General features: G+C 68.0%; 32 protein-coding genes. All 32 read right to left on the bottom strand.

Annotated features, from left to right (window positions below; translation table 11 throughout):
* Positions 1-4: 4 nt before the first annotated feature.
* Positions 5-994: a DNA-directed RNA polymerase subunit alpha gene (locus tag Microterr_RS02035; protein WP_263796411.1), complete on the bottom strand. Its 990-nt coding sequence runs from the start codon at positions 992-994 to the stop codon at positions 5-7.
* Positions 995-1,115: 121 nt separating this feature from the next.
* Positions 1,116-1,514, bottom strand: coding sequence for a 30S ribosomal protein S11 (rpsK, locus tag Microterr_RS02030; RefSeq protein ID WP_263796412.1), 399 nt, complete (start codon positions 1,512-1,514; stop codon positions 1,116-1,118).
* A 38-nt stretch (positions 1,515-1,552) separates the two neighbouring features.
* Positions 1,553-1,927, bottom strand: coding sequence for a 30S ribosomal protein S13 (rpsM, locus tag Microterr_RS02025; RefSeq protein WP_263796413.1), 375 nt, complete (start codon positions 1,925-1,927; stop codon positions 1,553-1,555).
* A 124-nt stretch (positions 1,928-2,051) separates the two neighbouring features.
* Complete coding sequence (rpmJ, locus tag Microterr_RS02020) at positions 2,052-2,168, bottom strand: 50S ribosomal protein L36 (RefSeq protein ID WP_005050492.1); 117 nt, start codon at positions 2,166-2,168, stop codon at positions 2,052-2,054.
* Between the two features lie 79 nt (positions 2,169-2,247).
* The gene (infA, locus tag Microterr_RS02015) at positions 2,248-2,469 is read right to left on the bottom strand and encodes a translation initiation factor IF-1 (protein WP_263796437.1); all 222 of its coding nucleotides are present in this window, start codon (positions 2,467-2,469) and stop codon (positions 2,248-2,250) included.
* A 269-nt stretch (positions 2,470-2,738) separates the two neighbouring features.
* The gene (locus tag Microterr_RS02010) at positions 2,739-3,797 is read right to left on the bottom strand and encodes a hypothetical protein (RefSeq protein ID WP_263796438.1); all 1,059 of its coding nucleotides are present in this window, start codon (positions 3,795-3,797) and stop codon (positions 2,739-2,741) included.
* Positions 3,798-4,067: 270 nt separating this feature from the next.
* Positions 4,068-4,748: a DsbA family protein gene (locus tag Microterr_RS02005; protein ID WP_263796439.1), complete on the bottom strand. Its 681-nt coding sequence runs from the start codon at positions 4,746-4,748 to the stop codon at positions 4,068-4,070.
* 8 nt (positions 4,749-4,756) lie between these two features.
* The gene (gene map, locus Microterr_RS02000) at positions 4,757-5,596 is read right to left on the bottom strand and encodes a type I methionyl aminopeptidase (RefSeq protein ID WP_263796440.1); all 840 of its coding nucleotides are present in this window, start codon (positions 5,594-5,596) and stop codon (positions 4,757-4,759) included.
* A gap of 4 nt (positions 5,597-5,600) precedes the next feature.
* Positions 5,601-6,230: an adenylate kinase gene (locus tag Microterr_RS01995; protein WP_263796441.1), complete on the bottom strand. Its 630-nt coding sequence runs from the start codon at positions 6,228-6,230 to the stop codon at positions 5,601-5,603.
* The gene (gene secY / locus Microterr_RS01990; RefSeq protein WP_263796442.1) at positions 6,227-7,549 is read right to left on the bottom strand and encodes a preprotein translocase subunit SecY; all 1,323 of its coding nucleotides are present in this window, start codon (positions 7,547-7,549) and stop codon (positions 6,227-6,229) included. The genes Microterr_RS01995 and secY overlap by 4 nt, the downstream gene beginning before the upstream one ends.
* A gap of 99 nt (positions 7,550-7,648) precedes the next feature.
* The gene (gene rplO / locus Microterr_RS01985; RefSeq protein ID WP_263796443.1) at positions 7,649-8,278 is read right to left on the bottom strand and encodes a 50S ribosomal protein L15; all 630 of its coding nucleotides are present in this window, start codon (positions 8,276-8,278) and stop codon (positions 7,649-7,651) included.
* Positions 8,278-8,463, bottom strand: a complete 186-nt coding sequence (gene rpmD / locus Microterr_RS01980; RefSeq protein ID WP_023954062.1) for a 50S ribosomal protein L30 — start codon at positions 8,461-8,463, stop codon at positions 8,278-8,280. Before rpmD ends, rplO begins: the two co-directional genes overlap by 1 nt.
* Positions 8,463-9,164, bottom strand: coding sequence for a 30S ribosomal protein S5 (rpsE, locus tag Microterr_RS01975; protein ID WP_404810171.1), 702 nt, complete (start codon positions 9,162-9,164; stop codon positions 8,463-8,465). The genes rpmD and rpsE overlap by 1 nt, the downstream gene beginning before the upstream one ends.
* Entirely contained in the window at positions 9,161-9,520 is a 360-nt protein-coding gene (rplR, locus tag Microterr_RS01970) for a 50S ribosomal protein L18 (protein WP_263796449.1), read from the bottom strand. Before rplR ends, rpsE begins: the two co-directional genes overlap by 4 nt.
* Positions 9,521-9,522: 2 nt before the next feature.
* Positions 9,523-10,059 carry a 50S ribosomal protein L6 gene (gene rplF / locus Microterr_RS01965; RefSeq protein WP_263796450.1) on the bottom strand — a complete coding sequence of 179 codons (537 nt, stop codon included), beginning with the start codon at positions 10,057-10,059 and terminating at the stop codon, positions 9,523-9,525.
* A gap of 6 nt (positions 10,060-10,065) precedes the next feature.
* Complete coding sequence (gene rpsH / locus Microterr_RS01960) at positions 10,066-10,464, bottom strand: 30S ribosomal protein S8 (protein ID WP_263796451.1); 399 nt, start codon at positions 10,462-10,464, stop codon at positions 10,066-10,068.
* A 67-nt stretch (positions 10,465-10,531) separates the two neighbouring features.
* Positions 10,532-11,122: a 50S ribosomal protein L5 gene (gene rplE / locus Microterr_RS01955; protein WP_263796452.1), complete on the bottom strand. Its 591-nt coding sequence runs from the start codon at positions 11,120-11,122 to the stop codon at positions 10,532-10,534.
* Between the two features lie 2 nt (positions 11,123-11,124).
* On the bottom strand, positions 11,125-11,484 hold the full coding sequence (rplX, locus tag Microterr_RS01950; protein ID WP_263796453.1) for a 50S ribosomal protein L24: 360 nt from the start codon (positions 11,482-11,484) through the stop codon (positions 11,125-11,127).
* Positions 11,485-11,486: 2 nt separating this feature from the next.
* Positions 11,487-11,855: a 50S ribosomal protein L14 gene (rplN, locus tag Microterr_RS01945; RefSeq protein ID WP_263796454.1), complete on the bottom strand. Its 369-nt coding sequence runs from the start codon at positions 11,853-11,855 to the stop codon at positions 11,487-11,489.
* Positions 11,856-11,888: 33 nt separating this feature from the next.
* Positions 11,889-12,272 carry a 30S ribosomal protein S17 gene (gene rpsQ, locus Microterr_RS01940; protein WP_281974238.1) on the bottom strand — a complete coding sequence of 128 codons (384 nt, stop codon included), beginning with the start codon at positions 12,270-12,272 and terminating at the stop codon, positions 11,889-11,891.
* Complete coding sequence (gene rpmC / locus Microterr_RS01935) at positions 12,272-12,586, bottom strand: 50S ribosomal protein L29 (RefSeq protein ID WP_281974237.1); 315 nt, start codon at positions 12,584-12,586, stop codon at positions 12,272-12,274. Before rpmC ends, rpsQ begins: the two co-directional genes overlap by 1 nt.
* A complete protein-coding gene (gene rplP, locus Microterr_RS01930) occupies positions 12,586-13,005 on the bottom strand; it encodes a 50S ribosomal protein L16 (protein WP_018171451.1) in 420 nt (139 codons plus the stop codon). The genes rpmC and rplP overlap by 1 nt, the downstream gene beginning before the upstream one ends.
* Positions 13,005-13,748, bottom strand: coding sequence for a 30S ribosomal protein S3 (gene rpsC / locus Microterr_RS01925; RefSeq protein WP_263796456.1), 744 nt, complete (start codon positions 13,746-13,748; stop codon positions 13,005-13,007). The genes rplP and rpsC overlap by 1 nt, the downstream gene beginning before the upstream one ends.
* Entirely contained in the window at positions 13,748-14,143 is a 396-nt protein-coding gene (gene rplV / locus Microterr_RS01920) for a 50S ribosomal protein L22 (protein ID WP_263796458.1), read from the bottom strand. The genes rpsC and rplV overlap by 1 nt, the downstream gene beginning before the upstream one ends.
* A 22-nt stretch (positions 14,144-14,165) precedes the next feature.
* Complete coding sequence (gene rpsS, locus Microterr_RS01915) at positions 14,166-14,447, bottom strand: 30S ribosomal protein S19 (protein WP_147911206.1); 282 nt, start codon at positions 14,445-14,447, stop codon at positions 14,166-14,168.
* Between the two features lie 13 nt (positions 14,448-14,460).
* Positions 14,461-15,300, bottom strand: a complete 840-nt coding sequence (gene rplB, locus Microterr_RS01910; RefSeq protein WP_263796459.1) for a 50S ribosomal protein L2 — start codon at positions 15,298-15,300, stop codon at positions 14,461-14,463.
* A gap of 24 nt (positions 15,301-15,324) precedes the next feature.
* Positions 15,325-15,624, bottom strand: a complete 300-nt coding sequence (rplW, locus tag Microterr_RS01905) for a 50S ribosomal protein L23 (RefSeq protein ID WP_263796460.1) — start codon at positions 15,622-15,624, stop codon at positions 15,325-15,327.
* A complete protein-coding gene (gene rplD / locus Microterr_RS01900) occupies positions 15,621-16,283 on the bottom strand; it encodes a 50S ribosomal protein L4 (protein ID WP_263796461.1) in 663 nt (220 codons plus the stop codon). The genes rplW and rplD overlap by 4 nt, the downstream gene beginning before the upstream one ends.
* A 5-nt stretch (positions 16,284-16,288) precedes the next feature.
* Positions 16,289-16,948 (bottom strand): 50S ribosomal protein L3, encoded by a 660-nt coding sequence (gene rplC, locus Microterr_RS01895; protein WP_263796463.1) that lies wholly within the window; start codon positions 16,946-16,948, stop codon positions 16,289-16,291.
* A gap of 8 nt (positions 16,949-16,956) precedes the next feature.
* On the bottom strand, positions 16,957-17,265 hold the full coding sequence (gene rpsJ / locus Microterr_RS01890) for a 30S ribosomal protein S10 (protein ID WP_013584016.1): 309 nt from the start codon (positions 17,263-17,265) through the stop codon (positions 16,957-16,959).
* A 429-nt stretch (positions 17,266-17,694) separates the two neighbouring features.
* Positions 17,695-24,072, bottom strand: a complete 6,378-nt coding sequence (locus Microterr_RS01885; protein ID WP_263796464.1) for a hypothetical protein — start codon at positions 24,070-24,072, stop codon at positions 17,695-17,697.
* Positions 24,073-24,283: 211 nt separating this feature from the next.
* Positions 24,284-25,477, bottom strand: a complete 1,194-nt coding sequence (gene tuf / locus Microterr_RS01880) for an elongation factor Tu (protein WP_263796465.1) — start codon at positions 25,475-25,477, stop codon at positions 24,284-24,286.
* Between the last annotated feature and the right edge of the window lie 27 nt (positions 25,478-25,504).

The following is a 25,504-nucleotide window of genomic DNA, read 5'->3' as shown; positions in this document are numbered from 1 at the left end:
GGGATCAGACGGTCTCGTCGTCGTAGCCGCCGTAGAAGTGCGCGCCGTCGAACCCGGGGACCGAGTCCTTCAGCGACAGACCGAGCGAGACGAGCTTGTCGCGCACCTCGTCGACCGACTTCTGGCCGAAGTTGCGGATGTTCATCAGCTGGGTCTCCGACAGTGCGACGAGCTCGGACACCGTGTTGATGCCCTCGCGCTTGAGGCAGTTGTACGAGCGGACCGAGAGGTCGAGGTCCTCGATGGGCATCGACAGCTCGTTCGAGAGGACGGTCTCGACCGGCGCGGGGCCGATCTCGATGCCCTCGGCCTCGACGTTGAGCTCACGCGCCAGACCGAACAGCTCGGTCAGGGTGCGGCCGGCCGACGCGACGGCGTCGCGCGGGTCGATCGCGGGCTTGGTCTCGACGTCCAGCACCAGCTTGTCGAAGTCGGTGCGCTCACCGGCACGAGTCGCCTCGACGCGGTAGCTGACCTTGAGCACGGGCGAGTAGATCGAGTCGATCGGGATCTGACCGGCCTCGGCGTACTCGTTGCGGTTCTGGGTCGCCGACACGTAGCCGCGGCCGCGCTCGATGGTGAGCTCCAGCTCGAACTTCGCGGTGTCGTTGAGCGTCGCGATGACCAGCTCGGGGTTGTGCACCTCGACACCGGCGGGGGCCGAGATGTCGGCGGCGGTGACCTCACCGGAACCCGTCTTGCGCAGGTATGCGGTGATGGGCTCGTCGCGCTCGCTCGAGACGACGAGCTGCTTGACGTTCAGGATGATCTCGGTGACATCTTCCTTGACACCGGGGATGGTGCTGAACTCGTGCAGCACGCCATCGATGCGGATGCTGGTGACAGCAGCGCCGGGGATCGACGACAGGAGGCTGCGGCGAAGCGCGTTGCCGATCGTGTAACCGAAGCCGGGCTCCAGCGGCTCGATGATGAAACGGCTGCGGAACTCCCCGACCTTTTCCTCGGTCAGAGTGGGACGCTGTGCAATGAGCACTATGTGTTCCTTTCGATCACGTGCCCGCTATATGACACGTGCGGTGGGTGAGGTGTTGAGTTTTCAAAGATGCGGATGCGGGGAGCCCGGCGAAACGGCCGGGTCCCCCGCATCCCGGAAATCAGACGCGACGGCGCTTCGGCGGACGGCAGCCGTTGTGAGCCTGGGGCGTCACGTCGCTGATCGAGCCGACCTCGAGGCCGGCGGCCTGCAGCGAGCGGATCGCGGTCTCGCGACCCGAGCCCGGGCCCTTCACGAAGACGTCGACCTTCTTGACGCCGTGCTCCTGCGCCTGGCGGGCTGCCGACTCGGCGGCCATACCAGCGGCGTAGGGCGTCGACTTGCGCGAGCCCTTGAAGCCCACGCCACCCGACGAGGCCCAGCTGATGACAGCGCCCGTGGGGTCGGTGATCGAAACGATGGTGTTGTTGAACGTCGACTTGATGTGGGCGTGACCCAGCGCGATGTTCTTCTTCTCCTTGCGGCGCGGCTTGCGCGCGGCGGACTTGGCCTGTGCCATGAGTTCTCTCTCCTAAATCGGTGAGCGCAGGCGGCGGCCTAGCGCGCCTTCTTCTTGCCGGCGACGGTGCGCTTGGGACCCTTGCGGGTACGCGCGTTGGTCTTCGTGCGCTGACCGCGCACGGGCAGGCCGCGACGGTGGCGCAGACCCTCGTACGAGCCGATCTCGACCTTGCGGCGGATGTCGGCGGCGACCTCGCGGCGAAGGTCACCCTCCACCTTGTAGTTGCCCTCGATGTAGTCGCGGAGCGCGATGAGCTGGTCATCGGTGAGGTCCTTGACGCGGATGCTCTCGTCGATCTCCGTCGCGGTGAGGATCTCGGTCGAGCGGGTACGGCCAACGCCGTAGATGTAGGTCAGTGCGATCACCACGCGCTTATCGCGCGGGATGTCAACGCCGGCAAGACGTGCCATGCGACTCTCCTGGAGTGTTGTTGGAGGTGTGGTGCAGGATCGGTGCCCGGGCCTCCGCCCCGAGGTGTCCCCCTTGCGGGTTCTGATCCTGCAGTGGACCCGCCAGGTGGCGGGAAGTCTGGTGTCAGCCCTGGCGCTGCTTGTGGCGCGGGTTCGACTTGCAGATGACCATCACGCGGCCGTGGCGGCGGATGACCTTGCAGTGGTCGCAGATGGGCTTGACGGAGGGATTGACCTTCATGATTTTCCTGTTTCGCTGTCTTCGTTCCCGAGCGCGCGAACAGCGCGGGACGTTACTTCTCGACCGGGTGGAGAGAGGGTTAGCGGTAGCGGTAGACGATGCGCCCGCGCGTGAGGTCGTAGGGGCTGAGCTCCACGACGACACGGTCCTCGGGGATGATGCGGATGTAGTTCTGCCGCATCTTGCCCGAGATCGTGGCGAGCACCTTGTGTCCGTTGGTCAGCTCAACGCGGAACATCGCGTTGGGCAGAGCCTCGGCGATCACACCTTCGATCTCGATGACACCGTCTTTTTTCGCCATAGACTCGCTAACACTTCTGCAGATCCGGTCGGTCTGCGGTGGATGGTTTCTCGGTGCCAGACGACACGCCAATATAGGCGCAAGGCACCAAAGATCAATCATACGTGCTATATCGCACCCGGGCAACTCGGCGCCGGCTCGGCCCGCCTTTGAGCCGTGTCCCCAGCGCCGAGTCCATTCCTTTGCGGCCGAATCCACTCACGAGAGCGGCCGAATTCCCTGGGCTGGACCACGACGAGGTGGATTCGTGTGGAGTCGCGCGCACCTCGTCAGAGCGCTGGAGCACGTACTGGGGCGGGGAGCGATCGCTGCCGGATGGGTGGGCGGATTCCGTAGAGCGCGAGCTGCTGACCAAGTGCAGCGACCGAGCTGAGGTGCTTCATCCCCCACCGGGCGAGAATGCGGCCGGTCGCGGCACGGATGCTGTCTTCGCGCTGCTTCTCGGCTCGAAGGACGTCGAGCGCGTCCGCGCCGTGCGTCATCTCCCGATCGAAGTACTTGCCTTCGCCGTCGAATTCGCCCCATGCGCCGACATCGTCCAGGCCGAAGTCCAGGTAGTGCGTAGATGTTTCCAGCGCGATCCGAACCTGCAGCCGAGGCGCAGCGAACCCGAGGAGGTGCAGGTAGAGGCGGCTCACGCTCTCTCCTGGGCCCTGCGCTCGGCCATCCGCGAAGTCGAGCACCCAGCGCGCCTGCACGACCCCGCGTTGCCCTCGTTGGAGGGCCGGCGACGCGCGCACTTGCGCTGTGAAGGCCTGGGCGCCCGTGTCGTCGTACGACAGGCTCCCGTCGTCCCACGCCCATTTCCGAAGCGCGGCGTCAGCCAGCGCGACAGCCGTCTCGGGGCGCACCCGACCGATGAGGTCCCCCACAGTGCGTGGGAGATCGGTGACGGCCACGCCCGCGATGTGCACCACGTCGCCGGCGCCGAGCGCGACCGCGTGGCGCGCGACGAATGGCGTCGTTCGCAGGGGCGTCGACGGCCCGACGGTCGCCCCCGGCGTTGGCGGTGTGAGCGACGGCGGACGTACCCGCCCGTCCGATCGCGGATCGATCACGTGCACCTGGCGTGGAGCTAGACGGAACAGCGGCAGGCCGTGCGCGGCAGCGGCACACGTGTGCGAGAGCACAGCCCCGGAAGTGGCCCCGATGGCCTTCCATGCCGCAAGGGCCTGTGTCAGATGCCGCTGCTCCCGATGCCATGCTCGCCACACATCGCCGGAGACGTACCATCCACGGCGCACCGGAACGAGCAGTCCGGCGTCGACCGCCGATCGACGCCCCGCTCGAGTGAGTCCGCCCTGTTGCAGCGCCGCGACCGACACCACGTGTCCGCTGATCTCCTGGAGGTCCACTCCCCCGACGATGGCGCACTGCGCACGCCGCTGGAGCGACTCGCTCGACCGTCGTCGCATGCCCCCAAGAGCATCCGCCCTGGGGAGGAACGGCGCAGCATCCTCCGCTCCGTCATCCAGCAGCGCGAATCCAGCCGTTCGTCACCGAATCCGGGCCGAATGGACGCCCGAAGCCCTGGAGTCGACGAGTAGCCGATGGATTCGACAGAAGAACGGATGCCGGGGCAACGCCCCGCGGGCGGGCTACTTCAGCGCGTCGACCAGGTCGGCCTGCGGGTCGCCCGTGAGGGTGACGAACTCGCCGTTCAGGAGCACCGTGGGGGTGCCGATGCCCGAGGCGCCCGGCTTCACCGGGGTCTTCTCGGTCATCTCGGCGACGAAGTCCGCGTAGGTCTGGTCGTTGACGCAATCGTCGATGCCGGTGACTCCGGCCTGAGACGCGATGTCGAGGATCTGCTCGTCGGTGAGGCCCTCGGTGGACTCCTCCGGCTGGTTCTCGAACATCAGCTGCGTGAACGCCAGCGCCGACTCCGGCTTCGCCTCGGCCACGCAGTAGGCGGCGTTGGCCGCGCGCGTCGAGAACGCCGTGCCCATGGAGGCGCGGTCGAGGATCGAGATGGGGTGGATGTTCAGGGTGATCGAGCCGTCGTCGACGAGGCCCTCGATGGTCTCGCCGTAAAGGTCCTCGAACTGACCGCAGATCGGGCACATGAAGTCGATGTAGGTGTCGAGCTCGTTCGAGCCGCTGCCGACCGCGATGGCGCCGGTCTCCTGGTTGATGCCCGCGCTGTCCGGCACCTCGCCGGGCGCGGTCGCCTGGTTGTTCATCACGACGACGAGCGCGGCCACGCCCACCAGCACCACCACGACGGCGATGCTGATCCAGATCGCGAACCAGTTCGTCTTGCGCGCAGCCGTTGCCATCTTCATCCTCACGAGATCTGTCGGGGGGTCACACCGAAGGGGGCGAGGCCTGCGGCTCCGCCGTCGGGCGCGGTCAGCACCCAGATACCACCATCATGCACGGCGACACTGTGCTCCCAGTGGGAGCCTGCGGTGCCGTCGACCGTCGAGACGGTCCAGCCGTCGTCCTCGACGAAGGTCTCGTCCGAGCCGATGACGACCATCGGCTCGATCGCGACCGCGAGGCCCGGACGGACCTCGGGGCCCGGGTCGGACACCCGGTAGTTGAACACCGACGGCGACTCGTGCATCTTGCGGCCGATGCCGTGGCCGACGTACTCGCGCAGGATGCCGTAGGGCGCCCCGTCGGGCTGGTTCGCCTCGATGTGGCCCTGGATCGCCGCGCCGATCTCGGCGAGGTGACTGGCGGTCGCGAGCGCGGCGATGCCGGCCCACAGCGACCCCTCCGTCACCTGGGAGAGCCGCTCGCGCTCGGCGACGAGCTCCGGCCGGTCGGGGTCCGGCACGACGATGGTGATCGCCGAGTCGCCGTTCCAGCCGCGGAACTCCGCACCCGCGTCGATCGACACGATGTCGCCCGGCTGCAGCACCCGGTCGGTGGGGATGCCGTGCACGACCTCCTGGTTGACCGAGGTGCAGACCGTGTAGCGGTACCCGCGCACCATCTGGAAGTTCGAGACCGCTCCGCGACCGCGGATGACAGCGGATGCTGCCGCGTCGAGCTCGAGGGTCGTGACACCGGGTGCCACCAGCCCGCGGACCTCGGCGAGGGCCGCAGCCGTGATCAGGCCCGGCTCGACCATCGACCGCAGCTGGGCCGGAGTCTTGTAGATCGAACGGCGCAGCACGGGCTCAGGCGGCGGCCGTGCGGATCAGACCGCGCGCGCCGAGTGCGGCCACGATGCGCTCGGTGATCTCGTCGAGCGAGCCCACGCCGTCGATCACGTCGACGATGCCGCGCTCGCGGTAGACGTCGAGGATCGGGGCGGTCTCGCGCTCGTAGATGGCGAGGCGGTTGGCGATGACGTCCTCGGTGTCGTCGGTGCGACCCTGCTCGAATGCACGGCGGGTGAGCCGGTCGATCGACTCGCCGCGCGGCACCGACAGTTCGATGACCGCGTCGAGCTGCTCGCCCCGACCCGACAGGAATGCGTCGAGGTCGGAGACCTGGGCGAGGTTGCGCGGGTACCCGTCGAGGAGGAAGCCCTCGGCGGCGTCGTCCTGCGACAGGCGCTCGCTGACGACCTCGCTGGTGACGGCATCCGGCACCAGGTCACCGGCCTCGATGATGGCCTTGACCTTCTCGCCGAGCTCGGTGCCCCCGGAGATGGCGGCACGGAACATGTCGCCGGTCGAGATCGCCGGCACGCCGACGACCTCGGCGATGCGCACGCCCTGCGTCCCCTTGCCGGAGCCCTGCGGCCCGACGATCAGGAGACGCGCGCCGTCCTGAGCCTGGGCGCCGTCCTGAGCCTGGCTCATCGGAGCAGCCCCTCGTAGTGACGCTGCTGGAGCTGGGCGTCGATCTGCTTCACCGTCTCGAGGCCGACGCCGACGATGATGAGGATCGATGCGCCACCGAACGGGAAGTTCTGGTTGGCACCGACCGTCGCCAGCGCGATGAGCGGCAGCAGCGCGATCAGACCGAGGTAGAGCGAGCCGGGCAGCGTGATGCGGGTGAGCACGTAGTCGAGGTACTCAGCGGTGGGACGACCGGCGCGGATGCCGGGGATGAACCCGCCGTACTTCTTCATGTTGTCGGCGACCTCGACCGGGTTGAACGTGATCGCGACGTAGAAGTAGGTGAAGCCGACGATGAGCAGGAAGTACACCGCCATGTAGAGCGGGCTGTCGCCCGTCGTGAAGTACTGCGCGATCCACGCGACCCACGCCGAGGCCTCTTCACCGGCCTGCGGCTGGTTGAACTGCGCGATCAGCACCGGGATGTACAGCAGCGACGAGGCGAAGATGACGGGCACGACGCCGGCCATGTTGACCTTGATCGGGATGTACGTGTTGGTGCCGCCGTACGTGCGGCGTCCCACCATCCGCTTCGCGTACTGCACCGGGATGCGGCGCTGCGACTGTTCGACGAACACCACGAGCGCGACGACGATGATGCCGACGGCGAGCACCAGGAGGAAGACCTCGGGGCCCTTGGCGGTCCAGATCGCCCACATCGAGGCGGGGAAGGCCGCGGCGATGGAGGTGAAGATCAGCAGGGACATGCCGTTGCCGATGCCGCGCTCGGTGACGAGCTCGGCGAACCACATGATGAGGCCGGTGCCGGCGGTCATCGTGATGATCATCAGCAGCTGCGCCCACCACACGTCGTTGGTCAGCAGCGCCTCGCACTCGGCGATGCCGGTGGTGCCGAAGAGCTGACCGCTGCGGGCCACCGTCACCAGCGTCGTCGACTGCAGCAGTGCGAGCGCGATCGTCAGGTAGCGGGTGTACTGCGTGAGCCTGGCCTGGCCCGCCTGGCCCTCCTTGTAGAGGGTCTCGAAGTGCGGGATGACCACGCGCAGCAGCTGCACGATGATCGTCGCCGTGATGTACGGCATGACGCCGAGGGCGAAGATCGACAGCTGCAGGAGCGCGCCGCCCGAGAACAGGTTCACGAGCGACAGCAGGCCCTCTGTGCCTGAGCTCTGCCGCAGGCATTCCTGCACGTTGGGGAAGTTCACGAACGGCGCCGGGACGTGCGCGCCGAAGCGATAGATGGCGATGATCGCCAGGGTGAATGCGATCTTCCGACGCAGATCGGGTGTACGGAAGACCCGCGCGATGGCGCTGAACAAGAGGATGCCTCCAGAAGGGATGCCGGTCGCTCGGGGCGAACCAACCTCCAGGGTAGCCCAGTGGGGGCCGGAGCAATGCTCCGGCCCCCACTGATGCCTTTACTTGACGGAACCGCCCGCGGCGACGATCTTCTGCTCAGCAGAGCCGGAGACCTTGTCGACGGCCACGGTGAGCTTCACCGCGATGTCGCCGTTGCCGAGGACCTTGACCTTCTCGTTCTTGCGCACCGCACCCTTGGCGACCAGGTCGCTGACGGTGACGTCTCCACCCTTGGGGTAGAGCTCGGCGAGCTTCTCGAGGTTCACGACCTGGTACTCGACGCGGAACGGGTTCTTGAACCCGCGCAGCTTGGGGGTGCGCATGTGCAGCGGCATCTGCCCACCCTCGAAGCCGGCCTTGACCTGGTAGCGGGCCTTCTGGCCCTTGGTGCCACGGCCGGCCGTCTTGCCCTTCGAGCCCTCACCGCGACCGACACGGGTCTTCGCGGTGTTGGCGCCGGGGACCGGACGCAGGTGGTGGACCTTGAGCACGCCGGGGCGCGTGGCCGCGGCGTCCTTCTTCGGGGCAGCCTTCTTCGCCGGAGCCTTGGCAGCGGCCTTGGCCGGTGCCTTCTTCTCGGCGGCGGGCTTGGCGGCGGCCTTCGCAGGAGCCTTGGCGGCAGCCGGCTTCTTAGCCGGAGCCTTCTTCTCGACGACCTCTGCGGTCGCCTTCTCGGCCTTCTCAGCCATCAGTCGATCTCCTCAACCTTGACGAGGTGCGCGACGGTCTTGACGTAGCCGCGCGTCTGCGCGTCGTCCGGACGGACGACCGAGTCGCCGATCCGCTTCAGACCGAGCGAACGCAGCGTGTCACGCTGGTTCTGCTTCTCGCTCACCTTGGACTTGACCTGGGTCACCTTCAGACGGGCAGCCATCAGGCACCTACCTTCTGTGCACGAGCGGCCTCGGCAGCCTCTGCCTCAGCGCGGACGAGACGAGCAGGGGCGACCTGGTCGAACTCGAGGCCACGGCGCGCGGCGACCGCACGCGGCTCCTCGAGCTGCTTCAGGGCCTCCACCGTCGCGTGGACGATGTTGATCGTGTTCGACGAGCCGAGCGACTTCGACAGGACGTCGTGGATGCCGGCGCACTCGAGCACCGCACGCACCGGACCACCGGCGATGACACCGGTACCGGCTGCGGCGGGGCGCAGGAGCACCACACCGGCAGCGGCCTCACCCTGCACCGGGTGCGGGATGGTCGAGCCGACACGGGGCACGCGGAAGAAATTGCGCTTGGCCTCTTCGACACCCTTCGAGATGGCCAGGGGCACCTCACGGGCCTTGCCGTAGCCGACCCCGACCACACCGTTGCCGTCGCCGACGACGACGAGCGCGGTGAAGCTGAAGCGACGACCACCCTTGACGACCTTCGACACGCGGTTGATCGTCACGACGCGCTCGAGGAACTGGCTCTCGTTGCGGTCGCGCGAGTTGCGCTCGCGGTTCGGGTTGCGCTCGCGGCCACCGCGGCGGGGCTCGCGCTCACGCTCGGCAGGCGCCTCAGCGGCAGCGGCGGTCTGACCCTCGGGAGCGGTCTGCTCGGTGGTCACTTCGTTCTCCTTGATTTCACTCACAGGTTCAGGCCTCCCTCGCGAGCGCCGTCGGCGATCGCCGCGACACGGCCCGCGTAGCGGTTGCCACCGCGGTCGAACACGACGTCCGAGACGCCGGCTGCCTTGGCACGCTCGGCGACGAGCTCGCCGACCTTGCGGGCCTTGGCGGTCTTGTCACCGTCGAACGCACGCAGGTCGTTCTCGAGCGTCGAAGCGGAGGCGACCGTGTGACCCTTGGCGTCGTCGACGACCTGCACGAACACGTGACGTGCCGAGCGGGTGACGACGAGGCGCGGGCGCAGCTCGGTGCCGACGACCTTCTTGCGAAGGCGGGCGTGGCGACGCGAGCGCGCCTGAGACTTTGTCTTGACAGCCATGGTTACTTACCACTCTTTCCGGCCTTGCGACGCACGACCTCGCCGGCGTAACGCACACCCTTGCCCTTGTACGGCTCGGGCTTACGGATCTTGCGGATGTTCGCAGCCGCCTCGCCGACGGCCTGCTTGTCGATGCCGCTGACGGTGACCTTGTTGTTGCCCTCGACCGTGAACGTGATGCCGGCGGGCGGGTCGACCAGGACCGGGTGCGAGAAGCCGAGCGCGAACTCGATCGCGCTGCCCTTCTGCGCGACGCGGTAGCCCGTGCCGACGACCTCGAGGCCCTTGGTGTAGCCCTGGGTCACGCCGATGATGTTGTTGCTGATCAGGGTGCGGGTCAGACCGTGGAGCGAGCGCGACTCGCGCTCGTCGTCGGGACGGGTCACGACGACCTGGCCCTCTTCGATCTTGACCTCGATGGGGCTGGCGACGGTGAGCGCGAGCTCGCCCTTCGGGCCCTTGACGGCGACATCCTGGCCGTCGACCGAAACGGTCACGTCCGCGGGGATGCCGATGGGAAGACGTCCAATACGCGACATGTCAGATCACCACACGTAGGCGAGGACTTCCCCACCCACGCCCTTCGCGTCGGCCTGGCGGTCCGTGAGGAGACCAGACGAGGTGGACAGGATGGCGACGCCGAGGCCACCGAGGACGGTGGGGAGCTCGGTCGACTTGGCGTAGACACGCAGGCCGGGCTTGGAGACGCGCTTGATGCCGGCGATCGAACGCTCACGGTTGGGACCGTACTTGAGCGTCAGGGTGAGGGTCTGGCCGACACGGGCGTCGGAGACCTCCCACGCGGCGATGTAGCCCTCCTGCTTGAGGATCTCGGCGATGTGCGTCTTGAGCTTCGAGTTCGGCAGCGACACGGAGTCGTGGTGTGCCGAGTTCGCGTTGCGCAGACGGGTCAGCATGTCTGCGACCGGGTCTGTCATTGTCATGATCTGTTTCCTTTGTTCATGAGGTTTCGTCTGCCGTTACACGACAGACGACCTTCGATGATGGGTGTTAGGCCTGAGCGTCCGCGTTGCGGAACGGGAAGCCGAGGTGACGCAGCAGCGCACGACCCTCGTCGTCCGTCTTGGCCGTCGTCACCACGGTGATGTCGAAGCCGCGCACGCGATCGATCTTGTCCTGGTCGATCTCGTGGAACACCGACTGCTCCTGGAGACCGAAGGTGTAGTTGCCGTGGCCGTCGAACTGAGCGTCCGACAGACCGCGGAAGTCGCGGATGCGGGGCAGCGCGAGGTTCACGAGACGGTCGACGAACTCCCACGCGCGGTCACCACGGAGGGTGACGTGCGCGCCGATGGCCTGACCCTCGCGCAGCTTGAACTGCGCGATGGACTTGCGGGCCTTCGTGACGATCGGCTTCTGGCCGGTGATCTTGGTGAGGTCGTCGACCGCACCATCGATCACCTTGCTGTCGCGAGCTGCCTCACCGACACCGGTGTTGACGACGATCTTGACCAGTCCGGGGATCTGCATGACGTTCGGGTAGCCGAACTCCTCCTGCAGGGCCTTCTTGATCTCGTTGTTGTACTTCTGCTTGAGGCGGGGCTGGGTCTTGCCAGCCTCCACAGCAGTGGCGTTGCTCATGTTCAGAGGTCCTTGCCGCTCTTCTTCGCGTAGCGCACGCGGACCGTGCGCTTGACGCCGTCCTTCGTCTGCTCCTCGACGCGACGGCCGACACGGGTCGGCTTCTTGGTCGAGGGGTCGACGAGCGCGACGTTCGAGATGTGGATCGGGGCTTCCATCGTCTCGATGCCGCCCGTCTTGGTGCCGCGCTGGGACTGGCCGACGCGGTTGTGCTTGGTGACGTAGTTCACACCTTCGACGATGACGCGGTTCTGCTCGACGAGGACCTCGAGGACCTTGCCCTGCTTACCGCGGTCTCCGCCGCGCTCGGGCTTGGCGCCCGAGATGACCTGAACCAGGTCACCCTTCTTGATCTTCGCCATGATCAGATGACCTCCGGTGCCAGCGAGACGATCTTCATGAACTTCTTGTCGCGAAGCTCACGGCCGACCGGTCCGAAGATGCGGGTGCCGCGGGGCTCCCCGTCGTTCTTCAGGATCACGGCGGCGTTCTCGTCGAACTTGATGTACGAGCCGTCGGGACGACGGGTCTCCTTGACGGTGCGGACGATGACCGCCTTGACGACGTCGCCCTTCTTGACGTTGCCACCGGGGATCGCGTCCTTGACGGTCGCGACGATGACATCGCCCAGGCCGGCGTAACGCCGGTTGGAGCCGCCGAGCACACGGATCGTGAGCAGCTGCTTGGCGCCGGTGTTATCGGCGACCTTCACGCGGGATTCGGTCTGAATCACTTCTTACTCCTTGGGTTCCAAGCAGGCCGAGGCCTACTTGGCCTTCTCGAGGATCTCGACCAGGCGCCAGCGCTTCGTGGCGCTGAGCGGACGGGTCTCGTTGATGAGGACGAGGTCGCCGATGCCGGCAGTGTTGCCCTCGTCGTGCGCCTTGACCTTCGACGTGCGACGGATGACCTTGCCGTAGAGGGGGTGCTTAACGCGGTCCTCGACCTCGACGACGATCGTCTTGTCCATCTTGTCGCTGACCACGTAGCCACGACGGGCCTTGCGGTAGCCACGGGCGTCGGCGTCGCGCACGTCGTGCGCAGCCGACTCGTGACCGGCGGCCTGCGCCGGCGCCTCGACGACGGCCTCGGCCGCCTTCTTGGCGGGCGCCTTCTTGGCGGGCGCCTTCTTCTCAGTGGTCTCAGCCATTACTCGGCCTCTTCCTTCACGGCCTCGTCAGCGGCATCCGCCTTCTTGGCCTTCGTCTTCTTCGCCTTCGTCGCGGTCTCGACGGGCGCGGGCGTGGCACGGATGCCGAGCTCGCGCTCACGGATCACGGTGTAGAGCCGCGCGATGTCGCGCTTGACCGCACGGATGCGGCCGTGGCTCTCGAGCTGACCGGTGGCCGACTGGAAGCGCAGGTTGAACAGCTCTTCCTTGGCCTTGCGGAGCTCCTCGACGAGGCGCTGGTCTTCGAACGTGTCGAGCTCGCTCGGGGCGAGCTGCTTGGTGCCGATCGCCATTATGCGTCGCCCTCCTCGCGCTTGATGATGCGTGCCTTCAGGGGCAGCTTGTGGATGGCACGGGTCAGGGCCTCGCGAGCGAGCTCCTCGTTGACACCGGCGACCTCGAAGAGGACGCGACCCGGCTTGACGTTCGCAACCCACCACTCGGGCGAACCCTTACCGGAACCCATGCGGGTCTCGGCAGGCTTCTTGGTGAGCGGACGGTCGGGGTAGATGTTGATCCACACCTTGCCGCCACGCTTGATGTGACGCGTCATCGCGATACGAGCGGACTCGATCTGACGGTTGGTCACGTAAGCGGGCGTGAGCGCCTGGATGCCGAACTCGCCGAACGACACCTTGGTGCCGCCGGTGGCCTGACCCGAGCGACCGGGGTGGTGCTGCTTGCGGTACTTGACCTTACGGGGGATAAGCATTATGCCGATGCTCCTTCTGCGACGGGGGCCTCGTTGCGGGGGCCACGACGCGGACGGTCGTTGCGGGCGGGCTTCTGGTTGGCCTGCTCGCGAGCGAGCTCCTTGTTGGTCAGGTCGCCCTTGTAGATCCAGACCTTCACGCCGATGCGGCCGAAGGTGGTCTTCGCCTCGTAGAAGCCGTAGTCGATGTTCGCGCGCAGCGTGTGCAGCGGCACACGACCCTCGCGGTAGAACTCCGAGCGGCTCATCTCGGCGCCGCCGAGGCGGCCGGAGACCTGGATGCGGACACCCTTGGCGCCGGCGCGCTGCGCGCCCTGCAGACCCTTGCGCATCGCGCGGCGGAAAGCCACGCGGGCGGAGAGCTGCTCGGCGATGCCCTGGGCGACCAGCTGAGCGTCGGCCTCGGGGTTCTTGACCTCGAGGATGTTCAGCTGGATCTGCTTGCCGGTGAGCTTCTCGAGGTCGGCGCGGATGCGCTCGGCCTCGGCGCCGCGGCGGCCGATGACGATACCGGGGCGAGCAGTGTGGATGTCGACGCGGACGCGGTCACGCGTGCGCTCGATCTCGATGTTGCTCACACCGGCGCGGTCGAGGTTCGACTGCAGCAGCTTGCGGATCTTGATGTCCTCGGCGACGTAGTCGGCGTAACGCTGGCCCGGCTTCGTCGAGTCGGAGAACCAGCGCGACACGTGGTCCGTGGTGATGCCGAGGCGGAAGCCGTACGGGTTTACCTTCTGGCCCATTACTTGCTCGCCTTCTTGGTCTGGACGGGAGCCGCGTCAGCGGCCTCCGGGGTCGACAGCACGACCGTGATGTGGCTCGTGCGCTTCTTGATCTGGAAAGCGCGACCCTGGGCGCGGGGCTGGAAACGCTTGAGCGTCGTCCCCTCGTCCACGTACGCGTTCTTCACGTACAGGTCAGACTCGTCGAGGTACTCGCCGTCCTTGTCTGCAGCGACGCGAGCGTTCGCGATCGCCGAGTGGACGAGCTTGTAGATCGGCTCACTGGCCGACTGCTGCGCGAACTTCAGGATCGCGAGTGCCTCTTCGGCCTGCTTGCCCTTGATGAGCGCAACGACACGACGAGCCTTCTGAGGGGTCACGCGGATGTGTCGCACACGTGCGATGGACTCCACCATTTCTCTCTCCTCCTCAGTCGCCTTAGCGGCGACGGCCCTTCTTGTCGTCCTTCACGTGGCCGCGGAAGGTGCGGGTGGGCGCGAACTCGCCCAGCTTGTGGCCGACCATGGTCTCGGTCACGAACACAGGGATGTGCTTGCGACCGTCGTGCACGGCGATCGTGTGGCCCAGCATGGCCGGGATGATCATCGAGCGACGCGACCAGGTCTTGATGACGTTCTTGGTACCCGCCTCGTTCTGCGAAACAACCTTGCGAAGCAGGTGCTCGTCGACGAAGGGGCCCTTTTTGAGACTGCGTGGCATCTTCTGTTCCTACCTACTTGCGCTTCTTGCCGGCGTTGCGGCGACGGACGATGTACTTGTCACTTTCCTTGTTGGCGTGACGCGTACGGCCTTCCTTCTGGCCCCACGGGCTCACCGGGTGACGTCCACCGGACGTCTTGCCCTCACCACCACCGTGGGGGTGGTCGACCGGGTTCATCGCGACACCGCGGACGGTCGGGCGGATGCCCTTCCAGCGGTTGCGGCCGGCCTTGCCCCAGTTGATGTTGGACTGCTCGGCGTTGCCCACCTCGCCGATGGTCGCGCGGCAGCGCGCATCGACGTTGCGGATCTCGCCCGAAGGCAGACGCAGCTGGGCGTACGGGCCGTCCTTCGCGACCAGACGCACCGAGGCGCCGGCCGAGCGGGCGATCTTGGCGCCGCCACCGGGACGGAGCTCGATCGCGTGGATCACGGTACCGGTCGGGATGTTGCGCAGCGGCAGGTTGTTGCCCGGCTTGATGTCCGCGCCGGCACCCGACTCGACGATGTCACCCTGCGACAGCTTGTTCGGCGCGATGATGTAGCGCTTCTCGCCGTCCGCGTAGTGCAGCAGCGCGATGCGCGCGGTGCGGTTGGGGTCGTACTCGATGTGGGCGACCTTGGCGTTGACGCCGTCCTTGTCATGGCGACGGAAGTCGATGACGCGGTACTGACGCTTGTGGCCACCACCGATGTGGCGGGTGGTGATGCGGCCCTGGTTGTTGCGACCACCGGTCTTGGACAGCGGGCGGAGGAGCGACTTCTCTGGCGTCGATCGGGTGATCTCGGCGAAGTCGGCCACCGACGAGCCGCGGCGACCCGGGGTCGTGGGCTTGTACTTGCGAATAGCCATATCTCTAGTCCTCTATCCCGACCGTCAGCCGACTGCCGTGAAGATGTCGATGGTGCCCGACTTCAGGGTCACGATGGCGCGCTTGGTGTCCTTGCGCTTGCCGGTGCCGAAGCGGGTGCGGCGGGCCTTGCCGACGCGGTTGATCGTGTTGACCGCACCGACCTTGACGCCGAAGATCTTCTCGATGGCGAGCTTGATCTCGGTCTTGGTCGCGCGGGGGTCCACGAGGAACGTGTACTTGCCCTCGTCGATGAGCCCGTAGCTCTTCTCGGAGACGACCGGCTTGAGGATGATGTCGCGCGGGTCCTTGTTCACGGCGGTCATGCCGAGACCTCCTCGGTGGTGGCGGTCTTCGCTGCGACGAACGCGTCGAAGGCGGCCTTGGTGAAGACGATGTCGTCGGAGACGAGCACGTCGTAAGCGTTCAGCTGGCCGAAGGTGAGCACGTGGACGTACGCGAGGTTGCGGACGCTCTTGATCGTGATCTCGTCGTCGCGGTCGATAACGACCAGGACGTTCTTGACGGCGCCGAGGCCCGACAGCACAGCGGCAGCGGCCTTGGTCGAGGGAGCGCCCTCGATGCCGAAGGTCTCGACGACGTGCAGACGCTCGCCCCGAGCGCGGTCGCTGAGCGAGCCCAGGAGGGCCGCGGCGATCATCTTCTTGGGGGTGCGCTGCGCGTAGTCGCGCGGCTTCGGACCGTGGACGATGCCACCGCCGGTCATGTGCGGGGCGCGGATCGAGCCCTGACGGGCGTTACCGGTGCCCTTCTGCTTGAACGGCTTGCGGCCGGCGCCCGAGACCTCACCGCGACGCTTGGTCGAGTGGGTGCCCTGGCGAGCCGCCGCGCGCTGCGCGACGACGACCTGGTGGATCAGCGGGATGTTCGTCTTGACGTCGAACAGGGCGGCGGGCAGGTCGACCGAGCCGGCCTTCTTGCCACCTGCGCTGTGGACGTCGAGCGCGAGAGTCTGGTCAGCCATTGGGACTAGGCCCCCTTCACTGCGTTGCGGACGTAGACGATGCGGCCGCGCGCGCCGGGGACGGCGCCCTTGACGAGCAGCAGACCCTTCTCGGCGTCGACGGCGTGCACCGTGAGGTTGAGGACGGTCACGCGCTCGCCACCCATACGGCCGGCCATGCGCATGCCCTTGAAGACGCGGCTCGGGGTCGACGATGCGCCGATCGAACCGGGCTTGCGGTGGTTGCGGTGTGCACCGTGCGAAGCCGAGACGCCCTTGAAGTTGTGACGCTTCATGACACCGGCGAAGCCCTTGCCCTTGCTCGTGCCGACGACGTCGACGAGCTGGCCGGCCTCGAACGTGGCGTCGACCGTGAGCTCCTGACCGAGTGAGTAGTCAGCAGCATCCGCGGTGCGCACCTCGGTGAGGTGACGACGCGGGGTCACGCCGGCGGCCTCGAAGTGGGCCGTGAGGGGCTGGTTGACCTTGCGCGGGTCGATCTGGCCGTAGCCGATCTGGACGGCGTTGTAGCCGTCCTTCTCCGGCGTGCGCACCTGGGTGACGACGTTCGGAGCGATCTCGATGACGGTGACAGGAACGAGCTTGCCGTTCTCGTTCCACACCTGGGTCATGCCGAGCTTGGTGCCCAGCAGTCCCTTGGAAACCTTGGAGTTGATGTCAGCCATGTCGAACCTCAGAGCTTGATCTCGATGTTGACATCGGCCGGGAGGTCGAGACGCATCAGCGAGTCGACGGCCTTGGGCGTCGGGTCGATGATGTCGATCAGACGCTTGTGGGTGCGCATCTCGAAGTGCTCGCGGCTGTCCTTGTACTTGTGGGGCGACCGGATGACGCACACGACGTTCTTCTCGGTCGGAAGGGGCACGGGGCCCACCACGGTCGCGCCGGCACGGGTCACCGTGTCGACGATCTTGCGCGCCGACGAGTCGAGACCGGCGTGGTCGTACGACTTCAGTCGAATGCGGATCTTCTGTCCCGCCATTGCTCACTCTCTTTCCGCGTCATACCTCGCGGGCATTGGACGCATTCGGCGCTTGCGCGCCTGGGCACTTCTCCGCCAGGGGGCGGGATGCTGCACCACTGTTCTTGTGTCAAACCGGGCGCCTTGCAGCATCCGGCTCCGTCACCGGCCGCACGCGCACGTGCGATCCCTTGCGGGAGATGGTGTTGGAAGTGTGTGTTCTGCTGCCCGCGGCCTAGGTCGTCGCGCTGGTGCGCTGCCTATGCACTGCCCTGGCAGTGATCCGTGATCGGCCGCGTTCGCACGCGAAGCCGCCACAGAATGTGGAACCTGACTAGTCTACGTGTCGCCCGGGCGTGTCGCAAACTCGGGCGTGTCGCTCCCAGGCGGTTCGCAGGCCGCAAGGCGGTGTGAGGGCAGGAGCTTGGGGTCCCCCGCCCTCACCCGCGGTCAGTGGGCCGCCACGCCGTCGCGACGGCGACGGTGGACGGCGAGCACGGCGGCGATGCCGGCCAGCAGCGAGAGGATGCCGAGGGCGGTCGGCCAGGCGGGCGGTACGGCCCCTGTCGCCGACAGCTCGTCCAGCACGACGACCGCGTCGTCGGCGTCACGGCCTGGATCGTCGGGGTGGCCGAACGTGTGATAGTCGACGACGGCGATGTTCGTGATGACACCGGATGCTGCCGCAGGGTGCACCGTCACGCCCAGGGTGATCGTGGGGGCCGCGGACGCGCCGTCCTCCACCGTGGTCGGCTGCAGCGGCCCGGTGAGCACGCATCTGAGCGTGCCACCGTAGCCCGCACCGTCCTGGCCGGTGACCGCGCAGGTGTCCCACGAGGGGAACGTCTCGGGGTCCCCCTGGCCGGCCCACGTGACCGAGGTCACCCGCAGCTCGGCCGGGATGGCGTCGGTGACGACCACGCCCTCCGCGGCGCTGTCGTCACTGACGTTGCGCACGTCGATGTCGTAGGTGAAGCTGTCGCCCGCGCCCGTCTCAGGGACGCTCGCCGTCTTCTCGATCCGCACGTCGGTGTGCCGCGCCCCCGCGCAGTCGGGGGTCGCGTCCGGGTAGGTGACCGCGAAGCTGACCTCGGGGTTCACGGTGAAGGTGACCGTCGACGCGCTGCGCCAGGCGAAGTCGATCTCGCTCGGGTCGAGGATCAGCCCGTTGAAGACGAACAGGCTCTGCTCGGCCGGGGTCATCACCAGCCCGGTCGCCGGGTTGATGTAGCCGCCGCCGGGCGCGAGATCGCCCGCCCGGATCGCGCGCCATCCGGGGTAGTCGATGCTGATGCCCGACGGTGAGTACGCCGTGCCCGGCCACCGGATCTCGTGCGTCCAGGTCGCGGTGCCGCCTGGCTCCTGCTGCGCGACGGATGCGGGCACCGTCGCCGGGGAGGCGTCGTCCGGCGTCCACAGCATGTCGATCGGCTCGTCCACGAGCAGGGCGGACTTCGCGACCGTCCACCCGAGCAGCGGTGCGTCGTTGACGCAGCGGGTGTAGAGGACAGCGGTGATCTCCCTGGTGTCGATCTCGAGCTCGTCGCAGTCGTTGTCGGGGTTGCCATCGCTCGCAGCCGCGACGCAGGCCTCGTTGACGAGCGACTCGAGCGGCGCCGGCGGCGTCGGCGCCGGCTCGTCGCCGATCAGGGCGGGCGGCTCGTCCGCGGCGGCGCGGGGGAGGAACTCGACCGTGATGACGATCTCGACGCTCGCGCCCGCGGCGAGGATCGGGGTGCTCACGCGCACCGTGTTGTCGGCGTCGACCAACTCCGCGTTGTCGTTGACCCACCCGGGCGGAAGTGTCAGCGCGGTGACCTCCAGACGGTCGCTCACCGCGTCGGTGACGACGACATCCGCCACGGGACGAGGCCCGTCGTTGGTCACCGTGAGCACGTAGTCGAACGTGTCGCCCGGCTCGACCGACCCGGAGGCCGGCAGATTCGATGCGGTCTTCTCGATCCCGACGTCGTCCACCTCGACAGTCGTGCACGCGTCGTCGTCGTCGGTGGCGATGCCGTTCGTGACCACGGCCTCGTTGATGATCGCGATGCCGTCCGCTGTGCCCTCGCCGCACGCGTCGGGGGTGAGGACGGCGGTCTCCGTGAGCGTCACCACGGCGGTGACGCGGTAGGTGTGGGTGCGCCCGCTCGCGAGCGACCGCTCGGCGAGCACATCGTCGGCCGGCCACACCGCGCCGTCGATGCGCCAGTCGGTGATCGTGGTGCCGGCAGGGGCGGACGGCCGCGTGTCGGTCAGCGTGTAGAAGACGGTCACGCCGCTGTCGTTGGCCACGACGATGTCGTACGCGATGGTCGAGGTGCCGTCGGGGTTGGTGACGGTCGCGACGGGCGACTTCTGGATCGTCGGCGCACCGGGCTCCGCGCAGCCGGAGTCGTCGTCCTCGCCGCCCGGGAAGGTCACCGTCACGACGTTGTAGAACGCGCCGCCGTCGTCCTCGTCGCAGGTGAGCTCGGCGCCCTCGGTGGGCGCGAAGGCGGCGATGACCCGGTAGACGAACGCGTCGGAGCCGCCAGGCTCGATCGGCGTGTCGTCGACGGGCACCGGCAGCCCTGCCCAGTCCGCGTCGACCACGGTGAACCCGGTGCCGAGGTCGGGGACGTCCTCGAGCGTGTAGACCGTGCCGACCGTGCCGGGGTTGCTGACGGTGACGGTGTAATCGACCTGCCAGGTGCCGTCGGAGAGCTGGACGGCCGTCCCGTCGGTCTTCTCCACCGTGAGCTCGGGGGTGTCGATCTGGGCGCAGTCGTCATCGGTGTCGACGATCCGCCCGCTGGTCACGGTGGCGGCGTTCACCAGTCCGCCACCCTCGTCGCAGGCGCCGATCGGCACGGCGTCGGAGTCCGGCTGGAGCTCACCGGTCACCGTGTACGTGAACGTGGCGCCGGCTGGCAGCACCCCCGACCAGATCTCCCAGGGGGATGCGGTGGCCTCAGCATCCGTCGGATCCTCGGTGGCGTCGTCCGCGGCGGCCGCGGTCCACGATCCGACGAGGGTCCACCCATCGGGCAGCACGGGCAGGGTGTCGACGAGGTCGGCCTGGAGTGCGACCCCCGTCCCCTCGGGCGACGTGTTGGTCACGGCGATCTCGTACGACACCGTCCAGCTGCCGTCGTCCGCGTTCCACACCGGGACGCCCGCGGTCTTGGTCACCTCGGGGAACGCCGGCTCCTCGCACGCGTACACCGTGACGTCGTCGGCATCCGCCGTCGACAGGGTCACCGAGTTGAGGAACCCGCCGGCGGCGGGAGTCGTCGTGTCGCGCTCGCACTCCCACGTGTCACCGGTCTCCGTGCCGGCGAGGATGTCGGCGACCACCGTCACCGTGTAGACGTGCTCACCCTCCGCCGGCGTGACTCCGGCGTCCGTCGCCAGCGTCTCGGTGAGCGTGTCGAAGTCGTGCTCGATGCCGTCGGGGCCCGTCCAGGTAGAGGCGGTCAGGTCCGGGACGAGGCCGCCGCCGAAATCGAGGGTGTCGCTCAGGTCGTAGAAGAACGTCGATGCCGCGGAGCCGTTGGTCACCGTGATGTCGTAGACGATCGTCCACGTGCCGTCCGCGTTCTGGACGGGCTCGCGCGCCTCCTTGCTGATGCTGCCCTCGGCCGGCACGGCGCTGTTGAGGATCGTGCACACAGCGGTGTCCCCCGCCTGGAGGAGCAGGTCGCCCGAGCCCAGCACCACCGTCTGCGACGGGGCGCGGTCGACCGCGCACGAGAACGACGTGCCGTTCACGTAGCCGTCCGCGCCGCCGGTCTCGGACAGGGAGTAGTGGCCGGGCAGCACAGGCGTCGCGGCGAATCCCGCACCCCCGGAGACCGCCGTCTGGGTGCCCGGGTACGGGGTGATGCCGTCGGTCGTCCCGCCCGACTCGAGCGAGGTGAGGGCGGTCCACGAGGCGCCGAGCGTCCAGCGCGGGTCGCCGACGGGGACGGTCGTCGTGACACCGTCGACCAGGACCCGCTTCACGAGCTGCAGCGCGGGCTTCGGGTCGTTGATCGCCTCGCACTTGCTCCAGCCGCCCGTGGCGACGGTGACGCCGCCGTTGCGCCCGTCGTACTGGTTGCTCGCCCAGATCGGCTCGGTCCCGTCGAATCCGGTGGCCTGCACGCATGTCCAGGATCCCGTGGCTCCGGCCGCCTGGTTGGCCGCCCATTGCGCCTGCAGCGACGGCGTCCACCGCTGGACGTAGCCCTGCGCTGCGGCCGTGTCGGCGCTCTCGGCGAGGGGGTAGACGACGCCGGCGGTCACCGGGGCGGTGGCTCCTGTCGTGCCGGACGGCCCCGCCAGCGCCCCGCTCGGGGCGATCGCGTCGAGGGTCCAGTCCGTCGCGGGGGTGCCGCCGCCGGTGACCGACTTCACCAGCGTCAGACGGGTCTCGCAGGTGACGGTGTTCGTGATGGTGACCACGTTGATGCCCTGCTGCGTGGTCAGGGAGAGCGTGGTCCTGCCGTCGGTGAGGGCAGGCGAGTAGGCGGCCGTGTTCGTGCACAGCACGGGGAGCCCGCGCACGGACTCCGAGACGGTGACGGTCGAGCCGACCGCGAGCCCGGGGTAGATCTGCCCGAAGTTCCATGGGCCGATCGGCGAGATGCCCGCGTTTCCGCCGAGCTGCAGATCGGCGGCGACCTGAAGCGCGGTCGGTTCCACGTTCGGCTCGGTGACCTCTTCGAAGGCGCCGTCGCCGTTCGTGTCGATGCGCCAGACCTTGTCGACCTGCAGTCGAGCGGTCTGATCGAGCGCCTGGTTGATCACCGTGCACGAGACGGTGGCCGTGCTGATCGGGTCGACGACGAAGCCGGGGGCCGACCCGCTGACGACGTTGGTGATGTCCAGCGGTGTGTCCGGCGCGGAGCTGGCGGTGCAGCGCGCGTAGTCGCCCGCGGTGTGCGCACCCTCGGCGACGCTCCACGGTCGCAGTGTGTACAGGGGCGACGGGGTCTCCGTCACGCTCAGGCGCCGCTGCGCCTCGGTGGTGCCGGCGAACTGCGAGCGGAAGCCGAGGACGCCGGTCGGGCCGGTCTGCCCGGACGCGGTGGTCGCGAACTCGGTCCCCGCCTGATCGATCCGGACGGTCGCTCCCGGCGCGGTCGCGGTGAACGGCCAGTTGGCGCGCTCCGCCCGATCGGCGAACGTCCCGCCGGCCGGGATGCCCTGCTTGATCACGTTGACCGTGCCCTGGCAGTTCGCCTGGGCGAGTGCCTTCATCTGGGCCGCGAGCTCGGCCCAGCCCACCTGGTAGTAGTCGCTGCCTGCGGCGGGCCCCGAGATGGCCTGCAGGTTGAGGGCCGCGTCGCCGGCGGCGCCGTTGCCGACGCCCACGGTGATCACCTTGACGCTCTGCGCCTTGAGGGCGTTCGCCGAGGCGACGGCGTTCTCGACCTCGATGAAGCGGGTGAACGCCCCGCCGCCGACGGCGCCGCCCGGGGAGTACCGGGTGGGCATGCCGTCCGTGATGACGATCACGCCGTCGAGGTTCGGGGCGAGCCCGATGAGCTTGAACAGGCCGTCATCCCAGTTCGTGTACTGGGTGGAGGGCAGACCGGCGGTGGTGAGGTTCTGCGCCTTGGCGCGGATCAGCGCGGCCGCGTCGGCGGTCGCGACGCTCTGCAGGCCGAGATTGGCGTTCTTGCCGTATGCGGGGAACCCGGGGATCGTCGGGTTCGTGTTCGGGTTCGGCGCGGGCGAGAGCGTGCCGAAGGTGTGCAGCGCGACCTGCGAAGGTGTGCCGGTGAGGGCGTCGATGACCGCCGTCGCCGAGTCGCGGACAGCCTGCTGGCCGCCGGTGACGCCGTTCACCGAACCGGAGAGATCCACCAGCAGCGCGATGTTGAGCCCGCACTGCGGGGGGATGGCCGGGTTGGTGCGGGCATTGACCCATGTGCCGCCGGAGAACCGCAGGTTGTCGGCGCCGGGGGTGTACGTCGGGAAGTTGCCGTCGGGCAGAGCGAACGTGCGCTGCGCGGTCGTCCGGGTCGGCCCGACCTGGCCGGTGTAGAACGAGTACGGCTGGGTCGCACCGACCGTTGTGCCGTTGGTGGAGGTCGTGAACGTGGAGAGGATGCGGTAGCCGCTCGGCGCCGCGATCTCCCGCACGACGTACCCCGCAGTGGACGATCCCGCGCCCGATCCGCGGGTCGGCACCGTGACCCAGCAGCGGCCCTCCGCGTCGAGCGCCGTGTCGGTGGTGCATGTGGCGACGGGAGTGGCGTTCGTGACGTCCGTGAGGCTGGATGCTTCGTACACCCCGAACTGCGCGCCGCCCAGCGCTGCGATCGTGGTGCCCCCGTTGCGGTCGCCGCCCTTGCGGATGGTGATGGTGACCTGACCGGCAGCGGGCGCGGGCCCTGCGCCCGTTCCGTTGGCGCCGACGTCGTTCACAGCGAGCGGGGTGATCCCTCGCGCCCGCGGCGATCGTGGCGCGGTCGTCGGCGCCGGGTCACCGGCATCGGCGGACGGCGACGGCTCGGGCTCGGCGGTGGGCGTGTCGGACGGAAGGGCCGACGGTGCCGGTGAGGCCTCGTCGGCGATCGACGGCGTCGGTGAGGCCGCGGGGTCCTCGTCGGGTTCGGAGGCGGCAGACTCGTCGGAGTCCGCCGCCTCCTCCTCAGCCGATGATGAATCCGAGGTCGGCGCAGTCTCCTCTGCTCTCGCCGGCGAGATGCCGGTGAGGATCAGCGCGCCGCTGAGCAGCGCCACGAGACCGCCGGCGAACCGGCGTCGTGACGCGGCGCTGTGGGCGCGCTGCTGTCGCAGCGACCGACGCATCCCCACGCGCCGGTGACCCTGTGCATCCGAACCGTTCTGCATTCCGCCAACCTCGTCGACATCCGACGGAAGGCCCCCCAAGGGCTCCCCCAAAACGACACCCCTCCGGTACGTATGCCTCCCCAGGCTCCGGTGCGGGTCTCGCTGACTGGACGGTATTCCTCCGGCGGCCCCGGGTCAAGGGACACGGGGAAAAAACGAACGGGGCCGGGCCAGAAGGCCCGACCCCGTCCGGATCGCGTTGAAGCGGGTGTTACTTGAGGATCTTCGTGACCGTGCCGGCGCCGACGGTGCGGCCACCCTCACGGATCGCGTAGCCGAGGCCCTCTTCCATGGCGATGGGCTGGATCAGCTCGACCGTCATGTCGGTGGTGTCGCCGGGCATGACCATCTCGGTGCCCTCGGGCAGCGTGATGACGCCGGTGACGTCGGTGGTGCGGAAGTAGAACTGCGGGCGGTAGTTCGTGAAGAACGGGTTGTGGCGGCCGCCCTCCTCCTTGGACAGGATGTACGCCGTGCCCTCGAAGTTGGTGTGCGGGGTGACCGAACCGGGCTTCACGACGACCTGGCCGCGCTCGACGTCGTCACGCTTGGTGCCGCGCAGGAGCAGACCACAGTTCTCGCCGGCCCATGCCTCGTCGAGCTGCTTGTGGAACATCTCGATACCGGTGACGATCGTCTTCTGCGTCGGGCGCAGACCCACGATCTCGACCTCGGAGTTGATGGCCAGGGTGCCACGCTCGGCGCGGCCCGTGACGACGGTGCCACGACCGGTGATCGTGAAGACGTCCTCGATCGGCATGAGGAACGGCTTGTCCTTGTCACGCACGGGGTCGGGGATGTTCTCGTCCACGGCCTCCATGAGGTCGAGGATCGCCTGGGTCCACTGCGCGTCGCCCTCGAGAGCCTTGAGGCCCGAGACGCGGACGACGGGAGCGTTGTCGCCGTCGAAGTCCTGCGACGCGAGCAGCTCGCGGACCTCGAGCTCGACGAGCTCCAGGATCTCCTCGTCGTCGACCATGTCCGACTTGTTCAGCGCGACCAGCAGGTAGGGGACGCCGACCTGCTTGGCGAGCAGCACGTGCTCACGCGTCTGAGCCATCGGGCCGTCGGTGGCGGCGACCACGAGGATCGCGCCGTCCATCTGAGCGGCACCGGTGATCATGTTCTTGATGTAGTCGGCGTGACCGGGGGCGTCGACGTGCGCGTAGTGACGCTTCGGGGTCTCGTACTCGACGTGCGAGATGTTGATCGTGATGCCGCGCTGGCGCTCCTCGGGAGCGGAGTCGATCGACGCGAAGTCGCGCTGCACGTTGGTGGCCGACGGGTACTTGTCGGCGAGCACCTTCGAGATCGCTGCGGTGAGCGTGGTCTTGCCGTGGTCGACGTGACCGATCGTTCCGATGTTGACGTGCGGCTTGGTCCGCTCGAACTTGGCCTTGGCCACTGGGTCCTCCTCAGGACGAGATGCACC

The organism is Microbacterium terricola (assembly GCF_027943945.1).
Taxonomy (GTDB): domain Bacteria; phylum Actinomycetota; class Actinomycetes; order Actinomycetales; family Microbacteriaceae; genus Microbacterium; species Microbacterium terricola.
The sequence above is the reverse complement of the archived record's forward strand: the minus strand, read 5'-3'. Positions and strand labels throughout refer to the sequence as shown.